17 protein-coding genes are annotated in these 18,510 nt (G+C 63.6%); 5 read left to right on the top strand and 12 right to left on the bottom strand.

Going from position 1 to position 18,510, the window contains the following annotated elements; genetic code table 11:
* Nucleotides 1-78: 78 nt before the first annotated feature.
* Complete coding sequence (locus LB536_RS12785) at nt 79-990, top strand: LysR family transcriptional regulator (RefSeq protein WP_224592719.1); 912 nt, start codon at nt 79-81, stop codon at nt 988-990.
* Here LB536_RS12785 and LB536_RS12780 read toward each other — a convergent pair whose 3' ends face one another.
* The 8 genes from LB536_RS12780 to LB536_RS12745 all read right to left on the bottom strand — a co-directional run bounded on the left by LB536_RS12780 (nt 991) and on the right by LB536_RS12745 (nt 11,603).
* The gene (locus LB536_RS12780; RefSeq protein ID WP_224592716.1) at nt 991-3,315 is read right to left on the bottom strand and encodes a Tex family protein; all 2,325 of its coding nucleotides are present in this window, start codon (nt 3,313-3,315) and stop codon (nt 991-993) included. It abuts the gene before it with no gap.
* Nucleotides 3,316-3,441: 126 nt separating this feature from the next.
* Nucleotides 3,442-4,623, bottom strand: coding sequence for a serine hydrolase domain-containing protein (locus LB536_RS12775; protein WP_224592713.1), 1,182 nt, complete (start codon nt 4,621-4,623; stop codon nt 3,442-3,444).
* 33 nt (nt 4,624-4,656) lie between these two features.
* Entirely contained in the window at nt 4,657-5,853 is a 1,197-nt protein-coding gene (locus LB536_RS12770) for a serine hydrolase domain-containing protein (protein ID WP_224592710.1), read from the bottom strand.
* Nucleotides 5,854-5,918: 65 nt separating this feature from the next.
* Nucleotides 5,919-6,953, bottom strand: coding sequence for an extracellular solute-binding protein (locus LB536_RS12765; protein ID WP_140755876.1), 1,035 nt, complete (start codon nt 6,951-6,953; stop codon nt 5,919-5,921).
* Nucleotides 6,954-6,975: 22 nt separating this feature from the next.
* The gene (locus tag LB536_RS12760; RefSeq protein ID WP_140755878.1) at nt 6,976-7,776 is read right to left on the bottom strand and encodes an ABC transporter permease; all 801 of its coding nucleotides are present in this window, start codon (nt 7,774-7,776) and stop codon (nt 6,976-6,978) included.
* Nucleotides 7,769-8,689, bottom strand: a complete 921-nt coding sequence (locus LB536_RS12755) for an ABC transporter permease (protein WP_140755880.1) — start codon at nt 8,687-8,689, stop codon at nt 7,769-7,771. The genes LB536_RS12760 and LB536_RS12755 overlap by 8 nt, the downstream gene beginning before the upstream one ends.
* Entirely contained in the window at nt 8,689-9,783 is a 1,095-nt protein-coding gene (locus LB536_RS12750; protein ID WP_140755882.1) for an ABC transporter ATP-binding protein, read from the bottom strand. The genes LB536_RS12755 and LB536_RS12750 overlap by 1 nt, the downstream gene beginning before the upstream one ends.
* Nucleotides 9,784-9,923: 140 nt before the next feature.
* A complete protein-coding gene (locus tag LB536_RS12745; protein WP_224592707.1) occupies nt 9,924-11,603 on the bottom strand; it encodes an amidohydrolase in 1,680 nt (559 codons plus the stop codon).
* Between the two features lie 260 nt (nt 11,604-11,863).
* On the opposite strand from LB536_RS12745, the gene LB536_RS12740 reads away from it, so the two are divergent.
* The 4 genes from LB536_RS12740 (at nt 11,864) to LB536_RS12725 (ending at nt 15,521) form a co-directional block, all read left to right on the top strand.
* The gene (locus LB536_RS12740) at nt 11,864-12,517 is read left to right on the top strand and encodes a TetR/AcrR family transcriptional regulator (protein WP_127869864.1); all 654 of its coding nucleotides are present in this window, start codon (nt 11,864-11,866) and stop codon (nt 12,515-12,517) included.
* Between the two features lie 23 nt (nt 12,518-12,540).
* Nucleotides 12,541-13,572, top strand: a complete 1,032-nt coding sequence (locus LB536_RS12735) for a histone deacetylase family protein (RefSeq protein ID WP_140810502.1) — start codon at nt 12,541-12,543, stop codon at nt 13,570-13,572.
* Nucleotides 13,573-14,043: 471 nt separating this feature from the next.
* Complete coding sequence (locus LB536_RS12730) at nt 14,044-14,754, top strand: helix-turn-helix transcriptional regulator (RefSeq protein WP_140755890.1); 711 nt, start codon at nt 14,044-14,046, stop codon at nt 14,752-14,754.
* Nucleotides 14,751-15,521, top strand: coding sequence for a helix-turn-helix transcriptional regulator (locus LB536_RS12725; protein WP_224592704.1), 771 nt, complete (start codon nt 14,751-14,753; stop codon nt 15,519-15,521). Before LB536_RS12730 ends, LB536_RS12725 begins: the two co-directional genes overlap by 4 nt.
* 24 nt (nt 15,522-15,545) lie before the next feature.
* Here the strand turns inward: LB536_RS12725 and LB536_RS12720 are convergent, their stop codons facing one another.
* Genes LB536_RS12720 through fliN form a run of 4 tightly spaced genes read right to left on the bottom strand, consistent with a single transcriptional unit; the run spans nt 15,546 to nt 18,506 of the window.
* Nucleotides 15,546-15,980: a hypothetical protein gene (locus LB536_RS12720; protein WP_140755894.1), complete on the bottom strand. Its 435-nt coding sequence runs from the start codon at nt 15,978-15,980 to the stop codon at nt 15,546-15,548.
* Nucleotides 15,977-17,059: a flagellar biosynthesis protein FlhB gene (gene flhB / locus LB536_RS12715; RefSeq protein ID WP_224592702.1), complete on the bottom strand. Its 1,083-nt coding sequence runs from the start codon at nt 17,057-17,059 to the stop codon at nt 15,977-15,979. Before flhB ends, LB536_RS12720 begins: the two co-directional genes overlap by 4 nt.
* A 3-nt stretch (nt 17,060-17,062) precedes the next feature.
* Nucleotides 17,063-18,076, bottom strand: coding sequence for a flagellar motor switch protein FliG (locus tag LB536_RS12710; RefSeq protein ID WP_224592699.1), 1,014 nt, complete (start codon nt 18,074-18,076; stop codon nt 17,063-17,065).
* Nucleotides 18,077-18,119: 43 nt separating this feature from the next.
* Nucleotides 18,120-18,506, bottom strand: a complete 387-nt coding sequence (fliN, locus tag LB536_RS12705; protein WP_224592696.1) for a flagellar motor switch protein FliN — start codon at nt 18,504-18,506, stop codon at nt 18,120-18,122.
* Nucleotides 18,507-18,510: the final 4 nt, after the last annotated feature.

The following is an 18,510-nucleotide window of genomic DNA, read 5'->3' as shown; positions in this document are numbered from 1 at the left end:
AAGCCCGGCTTATCGGCCCGTGGCCTGAAAAAATCAAACGAAATTGCTTCACGGATCAATGAGCGTTAGGAATGGATCATGAGTGTTCAGCGCCGCCTTTTGCCCAACATCAGCGCCCTCGCTGCCTTCGAGGCGGTGGCCCGGCTTGGGTCCTTCACCGCCGCCGCGCAGGAGCTTGACTTGACCCAGGGCGCTGTCAGCCGGCAGATCAGGCTATTGGAGGATCAGTTCGGCCGCCGATTGTTCGAGCGCGACAGCCGCAACGTCCGCCTGTCGACGGCAGGCGAAATCTACGCCGAAGCGGTACGCTTGGCGCTTGGCCAATTGCGCGACGCAGCGCTCGGATTGATGAGCAATCGACATAGCGGTATCCTGAACCTGGCCATTTTGCCGACCTTCGGCACGCGCTGGCTGATGCCGATGATCCCCAATTTCGTCGAAAGCAATCCCGACATCACCATCAACTTCGTAACCCGCGTCGGCCGCTTCGACTTCGCCAAGGAGAGGCTGGATGCGGCCATCCACTACGGCTTGCCGGACTGGCCGGAAGCCGACTCGACGCTGCTGGTGCGTGAGACGGTGGCGCCGGTGGTGTCGCCCGATTTCCTCGCCGGCCGCGCCATCGCCACGCCGGCCGACATCGGTCGTTTGCCGCTGCTGCACATGACGACCCGCCCCGGTGCATGGACGGAATGGTTCGAGCATCAGGAGCTGAACGCGCCGACCGGGCCGGGAATGCAGTTCGAACAGTTCGGCACCGCCGCCCAGGCCTGCATGGCGGGGCTCGGCGTGGCGCTCCTGCCGCTGCTCCTCATCGAGGGCGAATTACAGCGCGGCCAGCTTGTGCCAGCGCCAGGCCAGCCGATGCAAAGCCGCAGCGCCTATTACCTCGTCGTTCCCCACGACAAGCGCGGCTATCCGCCGGTTGCCAGCTTTCGAGACTGGCTGCTAGGCCAGCTTGAGAAGGAGCCAGCTGTTCTGGCGTGGTAGCTACTTCCGCTTCAGCGCGTCCGCCAGCGCCGCGCCGAACGCTCCTTGCTGTGCCGGCCGCTCCGACTGGCGCTGCGGCGCCGGCGAGCGTGGCGCCGGCCTGCCGCCGCCATTGTCGCGCGGCCCGCTCCTCGACGCACCGCCGTCGCCGGCATCCTTGCGCATGGAGAGCGCGATGCGCTTGCGCTTGATGTCGACATCGACGACGCGCACCTTCACCACGTCGCCGGCCTTCACCACCTCATGCGCGTCCTTGATGAAACGGTCGGCCAGTTGCGAGACATGCACCAGCCCGTCCTGGTGTACGCCGATATCGACGAACGCGCCAAACGCCGCGACATTGGTGACTGTGCCTTCCAGCAGCATGCCAGGCTTCAGATCCTTGATGTCGTCGATGCCGTCGGCGAAGGTCGCGGTCTTGAAGCCGGGACGCGGGTCGCGGCCGGGCTTTTCCAGCTCCGCCAGGATGTCGCGCACCGTCGGCAGGCCGAAACGCTCGTCGACGAAGACGCGTGGATCGAGCGCCTTGAGCGCGGCGCTGTCGCCCATCAGCGCGCGGACATCGCGGCCGCAGGCGGCGACGATCTTCTTGGCCACGCCATAGGCTTCCGGATGCACCGACGAGGCATCGAGCGGCTCGCTGCCATTGGCAATGCGCAGGAATCCGGCGGACTGTTCGAACGCACGCGGCCCAAGCCGTGCCACCTTCAGCAGATCCTTGCGGCTGGCGAACGGGCCGGTCGCATCGCGATGCGCGACGATGGCTTCGGCGAGCGACGCGCCGAGGCCCGAAACGCGCGCCAGCAAGGGCGCCGAGGCAGTGTTGAGGTCGACGCCGACCGCGTTGACGGCGTCCTCCACCACCGCTTCCAGCGAGCGGCCGAGCCGGTACTGGTCGACATCGTGCTGGTACTGGCCGACACCGATCGACTTCGGCTCGATCTTGACCAGTTCGGCCAGCGGATCCTGCAGCCGCCGCGCGATCGACACCGCGCCGCGCAGCGACACGTCGAGGCCGGGAAACTCGGCCGCCGCCGTCGCCGACGCCGAATAGACCGAGGCACCCGCCTCGCTGACGATCACCTTGAGCGGCTTCGGGCCTGCCCCCGCGGGCATGTCCGACAGCATGTCGGCCACCAGCTTCTCCGTTTCGCGGCTGCCGGTGCCGTTGCCGATCGAGATCAGCTCGACCTTATGCTGGCGGATCAGCGCGGCAAGCTCGGCCTGCGTGCCGCGCACATCGTTCCGCGGCGGAAACGGATAGACCGTCGTCGTTGCCACCAGCTTGCCGGTGCCGTCGACCACCGCGACCTTGACGCCGGTTCGGATGCCTGGATCGAGCCCCATCGTCGGCCGCGAGCCGGCGGGAGCCGCGAGCAGCAAATCCTTCAGGTTGCGGGCGAAGACATGGATCGCCTCTTCCTCGGCCCGCTCGCGCAGGTCGCGCATCAGATCGAGCGTCAGGTGCAGCGACAGTTTTATCCGCCAGGTCCAGCCGGCGACCTCCATCAGCCAGCGATCGCCCGGCAGGCTGCCGCCGATGGCATAGGCATTGGCGATCATCCGCTCGACCGGCTTCACCGGCGAGGTGTCATCCGCGTCGACCTCGATATCGAGCGACAGCACCTCCTCGTTGCGGCCGCGCAGCATGGCCAGCGCGCGGTGGCTTGGCGCACTGGACCAACGCTCGACATGATCGAAATAGTCCGAGAATTTCGCGCCGGCCTCCTGCTTGCCGTCGACCACCCTGGCGCGCAGGAAGGCGCGCTCCTTCATGTAGCTGCGCAGCTTGCCGACCAGATCGGCATTTTCCGCGAATTGCTCCGACAGGATGTCGCGCGCGCCTTCGAGCGCTGCCTTGGTGTCTGCCACCTCTTCGGTGATATAGGCGAGCGCGACTTCTGCCGGCACCAGCGAACGATTGTTGAGAATGGCTTCGGCCAGCGGCCCCAGCCCGCGCTCCCTGGCGATCTCGGCCTTGGTGCGGCGCTTCGGCTTGTACGGCAGGTATATGTCTTCGAGCTCCGCCTTGGTGGCCGCCGCCGCGATCTTGGTTTCAAGCTCTTCGGTCAGCTTGCCCTGCTCACGGATCGAGCCCAGGATGGTGTCGCGGCGGGCGCCGAGCTCGCGCAGATAGACAAGACGCTCGGCAAGGTCGCGCAACTGCGTGTCGTCCAGCCCGCCGGTCACCTCCTTGCGGTAGCGTGCCACGAAGGGCACTGTCGCCCCTTCATCGAGCAGTCCGATCGCCGCGGCCGCCTGTTCGGGCCGCGCCTTGATTTCGGCCGCGATGATGGCTGCGATGCGCTTGATGTCGGATGCCATGTCGTTCCCACTCTCGTCGAAAAGAGCGGCGACCATAAGCGCACACGTTCAGTCCGCCAACCGCGACGTTTTCAACGGCGGCGGAGGTCCACAGGAAAGCGCGGACGATTGGATCGTCCGGGCTGGTCAGACCATACGGCTCAGCACCTCGAAAAACGCGACGATCTCGATATCGAGCGGATCGTCGACCGGCTCCGGCTGCGACGACATCTTGGCGATCACCACTTCGGTCCTGGGATCGACGTAAAGCCACTGGCCATGGATCCCGATGCCGCAATAGGCGCCATTTTTGAAGCCGGTCTGATACCATTTGTTGCGGTAGCGGCCTTTCGGGAACAGCGGCAGCATGGCACCACGCTGCCAAGCTTCCGAGCTGCCGCCGGTGCCGGTGGTGTCGCGTACCCAGGCCTCGGGTACGATGCGGCGGCCATTGGCCGTGCCGCCCTGCCGCATCATGTCACCGATGCGCGCCAGGTCACGCGGCGTCACCGAAATGCCGCCGGCGGTGCGTGCCGTGCCTTCCATGTCGACACCGATGGAGGCCTCGCTGACGGCGCCAAGCGGCAGCCACAGTTTTTCGCGCATCAAGTCGCAGAAGCGCTGCCCTGACGCGCGTTCCAAGAGAAGGCCGAGCAGGTCGGAATTGGGCGAGCGGTAGCGGAAGGTCTGGCCATGCGGCTCGGCAAGCCGCTGCAGGGTCAGGATGAATTCGCGCAGGCTTTCGGTGCCGCCGCCGGGATTCCACAGCGTCGCGCGGCGATAGCGGGCGAAGGCGCTTTCCGGATCGAGATAGGCCTCCTCGAAATCGAGGCTGACGCTCATGTCGAGCACATGCCGCACGCTTGCATCGCCATAGGCCGAGCCCACAGCTTCCGGAATGTAATGCGTCACCGGCGCTTCAGGGTCGAACGCCCCCTCGCCTTCCAGTATGCCGGCGATGATCGCGGTCACCGATTTGCTGATCGAGAAGATGATGTGGCGCGCGCCGAAATCCATATGCGGCGCGAACCAGTCCCCAACGATCTTGCCGCCCTTCATCACCGTCAGCGCGTCGGTGCTGGAGCGCAGGAGGAATTCAGCCACCGTCTCCGGTGCGCTCGCGACCGTGACCTTCTCGCCGAGCAAGCCACTGAGGTCTCGCACAGAGGCTTCGACGACGCCCGGCGCCGCAGCCACGCGGGCGGTCGGCACCAGTTCGCCGAGATTCTGGAATGACCACCGGTTGAACGGGCCCGTGCGCCAGTTGCCGAGCAGCACCTCGTTACGGCGGAATCCGTATCGTGTCTCGAACGCGGTCTTGCCGGTCATGGCGTTTCCTTCCAGTCTTTTTCTTCTTGAGGTTTAGGCGAGCGCCGCGGCGATGGCGTGCACGGCCTTCAGCGTTGCCACGGAATAGGCCATGTTGCTGAAATCCGGGTAGGTCGACAGCTTCACCACCACCATTCCTGTGTTCCAGTCGATGTGGATCAACTGTCCGAATACGCCACGGCACATCAGTGCCCGCGAACTGGAATTCTCGATCCAGAACTGGTTGCGATAGCTGCCATCGGGCAGGCTGGCGGAGAAATCCGGACCATGCTTGCCAGTGCGAGTCGCCTCGATCCAGTCGGCCGGCACGATGCCGCCGCCATTGTCGAGGATCAGCTGGCCGAAGCGGGCGTAGTCGCGCAGCGTCGCGTTGAAGCCGCCATCGGCCAGCGCATAACCGCCGCTGTCGACGGTGAAGCAGGCGCTTTCGTCGGCGCCGAGCTTTTGCCAGAGCTCCTCGGAAACCAGCTGCGCCAGCCGCTTGCCCGTCACCCGTTCCATGATGAAGGCGAGCACGTCCGTCTCGATCGAGCGATATTCAAACTGCGCGCCGTGCGGGCGCACCGTCTCTTTCAAGCCCAGGATCAGCTCGAACATGTGCGAAGGCCAGCGGAAATCCGGATCGCTGCCGGGCGGCACCGGCTTCCAGCCGGTGGCGACATCGACCTGGCCGATGTCCGAATAGCGGTCGGTGTATTCCTCGGAGAACCGTACGCCGGTGGTCATATCAAGCACATGCTGGACGCTGGCGCCGGCCCAACCGGTCGCGCTCAGTTCCGGCAAATAATCGGTGACCGGCCTGGCCGGATCGATCAGGCCGCGCCCGGCCAATATGCCGAACACCGTGCCGGTGACGGACTTCGCCATCGACTGCGACAGATGCAGCCTGCGCTCGTCCATGCCATTGAAATAGCGCTCATAGGCTATCCTGCCGTCCTTGAGCACCAGGAAGCCGTCCGTATAGGTCTCGTCGAGCAAGCCGGCGAGTGTCGAAGGCCTGCCCTCGCTGTCTTCTACCGCCAGCCCGTCGAGATCGACTTCGGCGCGTTCGATGCGGTGGCGGTGACCAGCGCCACGCCAGACTTCGGCGGTCGGCAGAATTTCCCTGATATGCTGGAAAGCCCATCGGTTCCACGGTGGCCGGTCCCAATCGAGCCTGGGCGGCACCATGGCGGACGGCGAGCCCTGCATGATCGGCGGCCGCGGATCGCTGTTGCGATAGGAGTCCATGAAAGGCCATTCCCGGAAAAGAAAAGACCCGGCGGCGGGTGCCGCCGGGTCCCTTGTGTCTGTGACTACTTCTGCAGTTCGGTCCAGATCTTGGTGTAGATGTCCTGGATTTCCGGTGCGCACATTTTCTGGAATTCGCCTTGTGGCTTGGCGGCGGCCGGAATGACCACTTCCGGCGCGTCCTTCATGTCCGCCGGCATATACTTGTCCGAGCCGGTGATGGCGTTGGCGTAACGGTGGAAGGCAGAGAGGCCCGCCGCGTTTTCCGGATCCATGATGAAGTTCTGGAACAGCTTGGCGTTCTCGACGTTCTTGGCTTCCTTGAGAACGACGACGTTATCGCTCCACAGGCCATAGCCTTCCTTCGGATAATTGTAGTGGATGGCCGGATTGGCCAGGCGTTGACGCAGAGCCGAACCGTTCCAGTCGCTGGTTGCCTTGAAGTCGCCGGCGCCCATCTTTTCGATGGTGTTGTACTCCATGGCGATCCAGTTCGGCTTGGCCGCGACAAGCGTATCGCGCACCTTCTTCAGAACCGCCTTGTCGTCGGTGCATTGCTGGCCACCGACATATTTGATCGCCGCGAAGATGACGTCATTCATCTCGGGAACGACGTTGACCTTGCCCTTGAGCTCGTCCGGCGTGTTGAAGATGATGCCCCAGCTGTCGGCCGGCCCCTTGTAGACGTCGGTGTTGACGACCACGCCGACAGTGCCCAATGCCCACGGCACTGAGTATTTGCGGCCTGGATCGAAGTCGGGATTGGCCCATTCGGGCGCGACGTTCTTGAAGTTCTCCATCTTGCCGGGATCGGTCTCGAGCACGAGGCCTTCCTTGATCCAAATCGGCACGTAGGTCTGCGAAGGCACCGCTATGTCGAAGCCGGTGCCGCCCTGGCGGACCTTGGCCAGCGCGGTGTCGTTCGAGTCATAGTCAGTGATAGTCACCTTGATGTTGTATTTGGCCTCGAACTTCTTGATCACGTCGGGGCTGGTATAGTTGCCCCAATTGTAGATGTTCAGTTCGCCATCGGCGCGGGCGATGCCCGTCGAAGCGAGCAGCGCCAACCCCATGGCGCTCGCTGTTGTCTTCCAGTTCATGGTTTCAACTCCCATTTCAGGTTCAGTCTCGTTTCCTGCTGACGAAGAAAAACAACGTGACGATCGCGACCGAAAGCAGCAGGAAGGCGGTCGATATCGCGTTGATCTCGGGTGTGATGCCGCGGCGGATCTGGCCGAGCATGTAGGTGGGCAGCGTGTCTTGGCCGCCCGATTTGACGAATTCGGTGATGACGACGTCATCGAGCGAGATGACGAAGGCCAGCATCAGCCCGGCCAGGATACCGGGCCACAAAAGCGGCAGCGTGATCCGGCGGAAGGTCTTCCACGGCGTCGCGTAGAGGTCGGCCGCGGCGCGTTCCAGCGTCAGGTCCATATTCTCCAGCCGCGCCCGGATCGGCAGATAGGCAAAGGGAATGCAGAACGCCGTATGCGCGGCGACTAGGTAGCCGATGCCGGAGTAGCCGGTGAAGATCTTGATGCGCGAGAAGAAGATCAGCAGCGCCACGCCGGTGACGATCTCGGGCACCATCAGAGGCTGGTTGATCGCCGCGTATTTGAAGGTCAGGCCGGGATAGGACGCCGTGCGCGTGGTGGCGAGCGCGGCCATGGTAGCGAAAATGGTCGACAGCACCGCCGCGATGGAGCCGATCTGGAACGAGCGCAGCGTCGCATCGATGACCTGCGTGTTCTGGTATGCCGACTGGAACCATTTCAGCGAAAAGCCGCCCCATTCCGAGGTCGAGCTTGCCGCATTGAAGGCGTAGATCACCAGCACGAAGATCGGCAGATAGAGCACGATGAAACAGGTTGCCGCGATCGCGGTGAAGCCCGGCTGGTGCTTGATGGAGAAGTTGCTAGCCATGCCGCACCCCCGACTTGCCGGCATTGCGCACATAGGCAAGCAGCGCCACCATGACGATGATCATCACCGTGATCGACAGCGCCGAGCCCAGCGGCCAGTTGCGGCCCTGTCCGAACTGCAACTCGATCAGGTTGGACAGCATCATGTTCTTGCCGCCGCCAAGCACGCTCGGCGTCACATAGGCGCCCAGTGCCGGAATGAAAACCAGGATCGAGCCGGCAATGACGCCGGGTTTGACCAGCGGAAAGATGATCTTGCGCAGCACCTTGAAGCGTGTCGCATAGAGATCATAGCCCGCCTCGACGAGGCGAAAATCGAGCTTCTCCATGCTGGCATAGATCGGCAGCACCATCAGCGGCAGGTAGACATAGGCCATGCCGATGAGGATCGCAGTGTCGGTGTAGAGGATCTGGACCGGTGCCGAGACGATGCCGAGCTTGAGCAGGATCGTGTTGACGATGCCTTCGTTGCGAATGATCTGCAGCACGGCGAAGGTGCGGATCAACAGGTTCGTCCAAAACGGGATGGTGATCAGGAACAGCCAGAGATCCCTGGTCTTTTCGCTGCGCGTCGCCATGAAATAGGCCGTCGGGAAACCGAGCGCCAAGGTGGCGAGCGTCGTCACCACCGCGAGCTTGATCGAGCGCCAGACGATGGTGACGTGCGCCGCCGCGAGCGACAGCGTGTCGTCGAAAATATCGCGTTCCAGGAAGACCGATGTCCAGGCGTCGGATGAGAACTGCCATTTCACGTCGCCATAGGCGCCGGGGGTGAGGAACGAATAGACCAGCACGATCAGCAGCGGGCCGGTCGCGGCAAACAGAATGACCAGCAGCGCGGGCGCTGACAAAAGCCAGCGGTCACGGACATCGCGCCGTTCCGCTGCCTTGGCGACTTCTTCCGCTGTCGCCATCAGTCCCTCAGCACTTGCGCGGCGTCGTTGCCGATCATGATGCCGACCTTGTCGCCGCGATCGAAACCGCAGCCGGCGCTGCGCGTGTTCTGCTGGCGCACGGTGAAGGCCTCGCCGCTGTCGAGATGGACATGTATATGCGTGTCGGTGCCGAAATAGACGATGTTCTCGACCGTGCCCGACAGGTCGCCCTTGTCCTTCGTCAGCTTGGCATGCTCGGGCCTCACCACCACGGTGGCATTGTCTTTCGGCTGGAAGCCTTCTGCGACGGTCGCCTCGATGATCGCACCGGATTTGAGCGTCGCGCGCGCCTTGCCCTTGCCGGCGCCTGAGATGGCGGCGGTGAGGAAATTGGTTTCGCCGATGAAGTCGGCCACGAAGCGTTCCGCCGGCTTGTCGTAGATGTCCCAGGGCGAGCCGACCTGCAGGATCTTGCCCGACGACATCACCGCGATGCGGTCCGACATCGTCAGCGCTTCTTCCTGATCATGGGTGACGAAGATGAAGGTGATGCCGGTCTCGTTCTGCAGACGCTTCAGCTCGATCTGCATCTCCTTGCGGAGCTTGTAGTCGAGCGCCGAGAGCGGTTCGTCGAGCAACAGCACTTTCGGCTGCGGCGCCAGTGCCCGGGCCAGCGCCACGCGCTGCTGCTGGCCGCCGGAAATCTGACCGGTGCGACGGCCGGCCAGCGCTTCCATCTTGACCAGCTTCAGCATCTCGGCGACGCGCGCCTTGATCTCGGCCTTCGGCTTGCCCAGCATTTCCAGGCCAAAGCCGATATTGTCGGCCACGGTCATGTGCGGGAACAGCGCGTAGGACTGGAAGACGGTGTTGACCGGCCGCTTGAAGGGCGGCAATGGCGCGATGTCCTGGCCGTAGAGCAGGATCTCGCCGGCGGTTGGAAAGTCGAAGCCGGCGATCAGCCGCAGCAAGGTCGTCTTGCCGCAGCCGGAGGGTCCCAGCAGCGTGAAGAACTCGTTCTCGCGGATGGATACCGAGACCTTGTCGAGGGCAGCGACCTGCCCCTCACCCGATCCGAAAATTTTGCTGACGTTTACTACTTCAATCGCATTCCGATCCGGTTTGTCCGGCACGATTACGCCTCACTGTTGACCCCGCTCTTGCTGGCGGAGCTGTTCCCCTGTTGGATGTGACCACACGCCCGGTAGGTTGGCAAGCCCGGCATTGAATCACAGTTCAGTCAGTCTTTTGGCCAGCAAGCATCATGCCATTGTCAGGCCTGATAGGTGACCTTGCCGCCGCAGATCGTCGTCACCGGCCGCAGCTTGTGCAGATCGGCCGGCGCCGTCTTCTCGATATCGGCCGACAGCACCACCAGATCCGCCACATAGCCTGATTTCAGCATGCCCTTGCGGTGCTCGGCGAATTCGGCATAGGCGCCCTCGACCGTGTAGGCGGCGATCGATTCATGCAGCGAGAAGCTCTGGTCGGGATCGCTTTCTGCCCATGGTTTGCGCAGTACTGCCGCCTGGATGCCCAGGATCGGGTCGATCGGCGAAACCGGCCAGTCCGAGGCGAACACGACATGGGCGCCGGCGTTCTTCAAGGTCCGCCAGGCATAGCTCAGCGGCCAGCGGTCCGGGCCGATGCGCGACACGGTCGGCTCCAGCGGAAAATCCATGGCGCCCGGCGGATGCGGGGGCTGCATGGAAGCGATGACGCCGAGTTCGGCAAACCGAGGCACATCCGCCGTGGTGGTGACCTCGATATGCTCGACGCGATGCCGGCTGTCACGCCTGCCATTGGCCTTTTGCGCCGCCTCGTAGCCATCGAGCACGGCACGCACGGCGCCGTCACCGATCGAGTGAACCGCGATCTGCAGCCCGCGCCTGTCGATGGCGACAGCCAGATCGATGAACTGCTGCGGCGTGAACAATGGCTCGCCGACCCAGTCAGGGCGGTCGGCATAAGGCTCGACCATCACCGCCGTCCAGGAATCGAGCACGCCGTCATAGAACACCTTGACCATGCCCGATGACAGCCACTCGCTGTCGTAGCGCTCTGCCATGACAGACGCCTTGTCGAGCATGTCGAGCGTCATGAAATTCTTGTAGTGGAAGGGGATCTGCACCCGACAGGGCAGCCCTTCCTCGGCCTCGATCTCGGCCAAGAGTTCGAGCTGGTAGAGATTGCCGTCCATGTTCTGGATAGAGGTAATGCCGTGGCGCGCGCACCAGGCAAGCCCGCGCCGCATGATGTCGCGGTCGGCGGCGCGTTCGGCGGCCGACGGCATCGGGTCGGGCTCGCCGCCGGTCGCCAGGCCCAGTCGCACGCGGCCTTCGCCGGCAAGGTCGAGAACCGGGCCGAAGGCCTCGCCCTCGCGCAATTCGCCCGCTGCCAGGCCATCGTCGCCCATGACGATCTCGTTGCCCGGCCCAAGCGTGCGCCCGTTGAGGATGCCGGCCAGTTCTAGCGCCTTGGTGTTGGCCCACATCGTATGATGGTCGGGGGCGGCCATGACGAAAGGTCGGTCCGGCAGGATCGCGTCGAGATGGTGGCGCGTCACCCGCTCGTCGTCGAGCACGGTATAGTCGACGCTCTGCCCGACCAGCATCCGCGCGTCGGGGTGCGTTGCTGCATAGCCGCGGATCGCCTTCTGCAGCGCCTCGAACCCGTGCACGCCGGCCAGTTGCAGATGGGCGAGCTCGGCGGCGCCCGAAAATAGATGCATGTGGGCTTCGATGAAGCCGGGCAGGACCGATCCGCCAAGCGCGTCGATGACCTTGGTCCCCGATCCCTTGAACTCTTCGATGGAGGTGCTGCTGCCGATGGCGATGATGGCGCCGTCCTTGACGGCAACGGCCTCGGCGGCGGGATTGTCACCGTCCATGGTCAGCACACGACCGTTGATGACAATCAGATCCGCACTATCACCCGCACCCGTGACCGACATCGCGACTCCGCGCTTTTGACGACTGACTGAGACCGGCAAAGCTCGCGTCCAACGACCCGCCAGACCACGGAGCGGGACCGTCGGATAACGAATGATGCCGGCGCGCTGTCTTCGAAATTCCCCTTGTTATCCCAAGAGACAGCGTGGATAAAGAATGCGACTGATTATTCGCGTTTGTCAACATGCCGGATTTAGAATGTATTGTGGACAGCACGCTCCGCCTGTGTTGGGACCAGGCGGGGGTACGAGGGCATCAAGCAGTGAAGCGCAGTCTCGACCGCAAAACCAGGATAGCGCTCGAACCGCGCAAGCAGCCTCGGCAACAGCGATCCAGCAAGGTGGTCGACAGGATTCTCGACGCCGCGCTGATCCTGACGCGGGAGCAAGGAACCAAGACGCCGACGACGCTCGCCATCGCGCAGCGCGCGGGCCTGTCGGTCGGTTCGGTCTACCAGTACTTTCCCAACAAGGAAGCCATTCTTCTGGACCTAGCACGGCGCTGGCTGTCGTCCTTTCCCGAGGTGATCGCTAGGCGCATCAAGGTTGCCCCGCCCACCAACCGCGAAGAGTTTCGGCGCGAAGTGCGCAAGCTCTTCATCGACACGTCGAAGCTCTATCTCGAAAACGCCACCCTGATGCCGGTGATCGAGGCCATCTCAGGCAATGCCGACCTGCGGCCGATCCAGAACGAATATGACGACCAGATCATCGCCCTCTATGCGGCATGGCTGCAGCATGTAAACCCGGCGCTCGAAGGCAAGATCGCCAGCCGGCTCGGCGTGGTGATGATGGAGGTCGGGCATGCCTGCCGGCTCGTGGGGCTGAAGAAGGACCGCAGGACATTCGACCTCATCGAGGACGATGTCGAAACCATGTGGCTCGCGCTGCTGAGCCCCTATCTCAATCTTGGTTGATTTCGCGCTTCGAGAGGAACTTTATGAAGACTGTCTATTCGCCGCTTCACGCCGGCCACGCCGGCCAGATGGAACTGGTTACCTCTGCCATCGTGCCCGGCTTTGAAAAGCCCTCGCGCGCGGAGTTCATCAAGGCGCGGGTCGAAACGGAGAAGCTCGGTCCGATCATCGCGCCGGTCGAGCACGACCTTGCCGCCGCCAAGCGCGTCCACAGAGCCGACTACATCGACTTCCTGCCGACGGTCTGGCCGCAATGGGTGGAATCCGGCTTCACGGGCTCGGCCATGCCCTTCACCTGGCCGACGCGCGGCCTGCGCGGCGACGTGCCGCCCAAGCGCATCGACGCCCTGCTCGGCTACTATTCCTTCGACGGCGGCGCCACTTTCGTCGAGGGCACCTGGGCCGCGATCAAATCGTCCTATGACGTCGCGCTGACCGCGGCCGGCCTGGTCAAGGACGGCGAGAGATCGGCCTTCGCGCTCTGCCGTCCGCCCGGCCACCATGCCGGCGCCGGCTTCATGGGCGGCTATTGCTACATCAACAACGCAGCGGTCGCCGCGCAATGGTTCCGTGACCAGGGCGCCAAACGCGTCTCGATCCTCGACGTCGATTATCACCACGGCAACGGCACGCAGGAGATCTTCTATGACCGCGCCGACGTGCAGGTTCTCAACCTGCACGGCGATCCGATGGTCGAATACCCCTTCTTCCTCGGCCATGCCGATGAGCGCGGCGCGGGCGCGGGCGAAGGTTTCAACATCAACTATCCCATGCCCTTCGGCACCAGCTGGGAGGCCTGGAATGCGTCACTGGAAGATGCCTGCGCCAGGCTCGCCGCCTACGCGCCCGACATCGTCGTCGTCTCGCTCGGCGTCGACACCTTCGAGAAGGACCCGATCAGCCAGTTCAAGCTGAAAAGCCCCGACTATCCCAAGATCGGCCGGCGCGTCGCCAAACTCGGCCTGCCGACGCTGTTCGTTCAGGAAGGCGGCTATGCCGTCGAGGAGATCGGCATCAATGCCGTCGGCGTGCTGACCGGCTTCGAGGATCGGTAGATTCGTCGTCCAGAGGAACCAACGGTCCGCACGGAAGACAGACAAGGAAGGGTGGCGTCAGCCGCCCTTTTTTGCGTCGACTTGGCATTGCATGCGCCCATCGCAAACGCGATGACCGGCCTGCCCGGCTCGACGTCTCGCCCATGGAAAGGCACGGAGATCGGCCCCTGAGTCGCAGGCCGAGTCCATCGGATTCGATTTTGTCAAATCGCGTTTGATGTCGGATTCATCTGCGGGTAGATTAGACCCGAATCAGCCGGTCCTCGGGGGGCGCGGCAACCACCCAAAGTCTCACGTTCCGGACTTCTCCGGCGCCAGACGCGGATGTCTTCGCGTGCCCTGAATGGATTCCGTCTGGTTGGGCGCGGCCCCGCGCCTCGTGTGTGTCTCGTAAAAGTAACGCGTTTTCGGGTTCGGCGGCTGGCTCCCCAGCAACCGGACATCAGCATCGATTCCGGCCAAAAGCAGCAGATGAGCAGTCCCGCCGCGCCTCTTCAATCCGACACATTGGGCTCGCGCCTGACGTCGCGCGGTGATCTCACCAGCTTCTTCATGGAGCTGACCGCCGAGATCGGCGCTGACAGCTACATGCTGGTCGCCATCGTCCATGACCAGGACCGCAACGATGCGCATATCGTCTCCTCGAACTGGATCTTCGACGCCATCGAGCTGATCGGCAAGCGGCTGATCGCAAGCCTTGCCCAGGGACCGCTCACCGCCGCACCCGGTATCCGTCCGACACCGTTCGTGGCGGCCGAGGCGCCGGATGCCGAGGGGCTGGTCTCGGGTGAAGAGGCCCGGCTCCTCGACGTGCTCGGCCATGCCGAAATCTATTCACTGCGGCTGAATGTCGGCCGTCGGCGCCTGTTCGCCTTGTTCTCGGCGGCGGCGGCCGGCCAGATCGACCAGCCGGCGCTGATGAAGGCGCAACTGAAATGCTGCTACGCGCTCTCGCACATTCCGCAGTTGATCGCCGCCGCGGCCATGCAGGATCCGCTCTCGGACCGTGAGCGCGAATGCCTGTTCTGGGTCTCGGAAGGCAAGACCACCGACGAGGTGGCGGTCATCCTTGGCGTCTCCTCAAACACCGTGAACAGCTACATCACCCACGCCATCCAGAAATTCGCGGCCAGCAACCGCGCGATGGCCATCGCCACGGCGATCAGGAGTGGCATCATTTGAAACACGCCGACATCAAGGATGCCGCGGAAGCCCTTTTCAACGAGCAGCGCAGCCCCTTCGGCGCCTTCTCGCTGGGATCCGAAACACATCACGCCGTCACCATTCCCGATGCGGTGCGCCGCTGCCGCTGGATATCGGTCGACATCAACGCCTCGGCCTTCGGCCTGTTCTTCGTCAGCCCGTCGCCGGAGCGCGACCGGCTGGTCCCGTGCTTTGATTCCGATTATCCCGGCATCGCGGTGGCGACGAAGTTCATTTCAGGCGCCAATGGCGAGGACATCGTTCGCCATAGCCGGATTTCGACCGAGCCGCGCTGGTGGACGGATGATGGCGTGTCGGCCATGGCCGACATGTTCGGCAGTCTCGCCTGGACCGGACAGATGGAGCCGCTGACACCCGGATCGAGCGGCATTGCCTTTCCCGTCCATGCCGATCGCGGTCAATGCGGCCTCGTCGTCTTCCAGGGATCGGAGATCGCGCTGCCGCAGGATGCGCTCTACGAAATCCACGCTCGCTGCTTCTCGCTTTTTGCCGCGGTCGCGCGCATGCGTCCCGGCGATGCCGGCAGAATGCGCTCGATCTCCAAGCGAGAGCTCGAATGCCTGAAGCTGACCGCCAACGGCAACACCAGCGAGGAGATCGCGCGGCTCCTGAAACTGTCGGTGCACACCGCCAACCAGTACCTCACCCAGTCGACCCAGAAGCTCAATGCCGTCAACCGCAATCAGGCAGTCGCCAAGGCGCTGCGGCTGGGGCTTATCGAATAGTAGATGTCGGCTGACGGGAGCGTTTTAAAACGCCAACGGTTCGACTTTGCGGATGCGGGCCTGTTCGATCACCGCCTCCAGCAGCGCCGTATTGTGCTCGGGGTCTTCGCCCGGTTTTTCAAACGACACGTAATTGACCACGACCGTGTTGCCGGCCTCGCTCAGCGTCAGCTGGAAATAGACGGTCACGCCGGGTGGCCTGAGCTCCAGGTCGAGCACGATGCGCGGGCTGCCGCTCCAGTCGACATGCGCCTCGCCGCCATGGCCGAGCCTCAGCGTACCCGGCATGAAGAACAGCTCCACCGCCGAATCGACCAAGTCCGACAGGCAGGCGAAATGCTCCAGCCGGATGAAGGCGATATAGTCGGCGACATCGATCAACCTCAGTTCGCCGACCACCTGCTCGATGGCGCTGGCGACGATGATCTCGCGGGATTTTGCGTGCGGTTGCCGGTTCATGAAATCTGTCTGCGCTCAGCCTTTTTCGAATAGACGATCCGCACCAGTTCGGCGACGGCCTGGTAGAATTGCGACGGGATCACATTATCGACCGAAACTTGCTTGTACATGGAGCGGGCGAGCGCCACGTCCTCGAAGACCGGGATGTTGTGCTCCTTGGCGATCTCGCGGATTTTCAGCGCCACGATATCCTGCCCTTTCGCCACCACGAGCGGCGCCGAATCCTCGTCGCGCACATATTTCAACGCAATCGAGAAGTGGGTCGGGTTGGCGATGACAAGCGTCGCGCGCGGCACCGCCGTCATCATCCGCTTGCGCGCCCGGTCTCGCGCCAGCGAGCGCAGCCGCGACTTGACGATCGGGTCGCCCTCGGCCTGCTTGAACTCGTCCTTGACCTCCTGCTTGCTCATGCGCAGGTCCTGCTTCCAGTGGAAGCGCGACCAGACGATGTCGATCGCCGCGATCAGCCCCATGACGAAGACGATCGCCACCAGTATGTCGACGGCGATGCCGCGAATGACGAGACCGAAAGCGACCGGATTGGTGATCATCCCGGCAAGCAGCTTGCGGTGATCTTCCGACAGCGTGAAGGTGAGCACGGCGATGGCAAAACCGACTTTTGCAAGGGACTTCAGGAATTCGACCCAGCCCTGGGCGCCGAACATCCGGTTCCAGCCCTTGACGATCGAGATGCGAGACATCTGCGGCCTGATCCGCTCGCCGACGAATTGCGGCATGTTCTGCAGCACCGAGGCACCGATGCCGGCAACGGTCAGCAGCACCAGCAGGCTGAGTACGGCGCGGCCCACTTCCAGCATGACAATCTTGTAGAGTTCGATGACATCGGTCTCGGTGTCCATCGGCCAGGCCTCGGGCTTCTCCAGAAACATCGACAGGAACATGCCGAGCTCGACGATGGCGTCCTTGGCATAGAAGACGGTGAACACCAGTATGGCGACAAAGGAGGCCAGGATCGCGGTCTCCCTCGAATGGGGCAACTTGCCCTGTTCGATTGTGTCGCGGATCTTCTTTTCCGTCGCCTCTTCGGTTTTCGAATCCTTGTCGGCGGCGTCGGGCATGCCTTAGGCGGCGTTCTGCGTCGAGGGAAGTTCGAAAGCGCCTTCGCGCGACAGCCGGATGGTGGTCGTCACGATCGTCTTGCGTGCCGCCATGATGTCGGCGGCGGGAACACCCTCCGATCCTTGCCCGAGTTCGGCCTCGATCATGCGCCGGGAGCGGGCGCCGATCGCCGACAGCACCGCTTCGGCCAGTGCCGCCGACGTGCCACGCAGCGCCAGCGTGACAAGCTCGGTCGACAGCCCGTCGAACAAAAGCACCCGCGCCTTCTGGGTGAGCAGCGGCAGGTCGTCGAAAGCGAACAGCCGGGCCCGAACGCCGTCGAGGTCGGGCGTGCCGGCGGCTTCGAGATCCTGCATGACCTCGTCGAGCAGGGGCTTTTCCAGCTCGTTGAGCACGCTGGCGACGCGCGCCTGCCCGGCCGAAGTGTCCTTGGTCGAGGTGTCCGACAGCACGCTGGCGCGCAGCCGGTTCTCGACGATCCTGCTGGCGGCGGCCGGAACATTGGCCATCGTCACCATACGCTTGATGATTTCACCGCGCATCGGCTTCGTCAGCGTCAAGAGCACGCTCGCCGCCGCCTGCGGCGCCAGTTTCGACAGCACCATGGCCGCAGTCTGCGGATGTTCGCCCGCGAGGAAGGCGCCCAGCCGCGAGGGTTCGAGCTTTTCGAGATCGGGCCAGATCGGCGGCGGCCCTTCGGGCGCCGCCTCCGGCTTCTTGTTGCCCATGATGGCGCTCATCTCTTCGGGCGAGAGCGACTCGTTGAGGATCGTGTCCATCCTGTCGGCGGAATCGAGCAGGCCCGCGCCCTCGGTGAATTCGGCCTCGAATTCGGCAACGATGCGCTCGAGATCGCTCTGCGGAATGGTCCTGAGCAGCCGGGCGCCCTCGATCAGCGCCTTCAGCTCTTCCTGCTTGAAGAATTTCAACAGGCGGCTGGCCGACGGCTTGCCCATCGCCACCAGTATGGCGGCCGCCTTCTGTGCGCGTGTCAGGGTCGTCAGCGGCGTCGTCATGCCTCTCGCCTCCGCTGCCATCGGCAAGCCCCGCCAGCCATGTCTAGGCGCCCTTCGTGCCGGCGATGATTTCGGTCAGCCTGATGCCGAAGCGCGAAGGGTCGCTTTCAAGCACGGTGATCTCGCCGCGCGCTATTTTGCGGCCGTTCACCACGACATCGACCGGTTCGCCGATGCGTCGGTTGAGCGCGACCGTCGAACCCTTCTGCAGCGCCATCAGATCGGCAACCGCCATCTCGGTGCTGCCGAGGATGATCTGGACATCGACGGGGATGTTCATGATGACGCTTGAATTGGCCGATGCCGCGGCCCTTGCCGCCATCTCGGGGCGCTGCTCTTCTTCGTGCAGGACCCCGCGCAATTCCTCGATGGCACGATCGAGCCGCTCGTCCGGCTGGTCGAACTCTGGTTCTACCTTGGTCTTGGCCATGCGT

Origin of the sequence: Mesorhizobium sp. ES1-3, assembly GCF_020164795.1 — a bacterium.
Taxonomy (GTDB): domain Bacteria; phylum Pseudomonadota; class Alphaproteobacteria; order Rhizobiales; family Rhizobiaceae; genus Mesorhizobium.
This window is presented reverse-complemented; position numbering and strand designations above follow the sequence as displayed.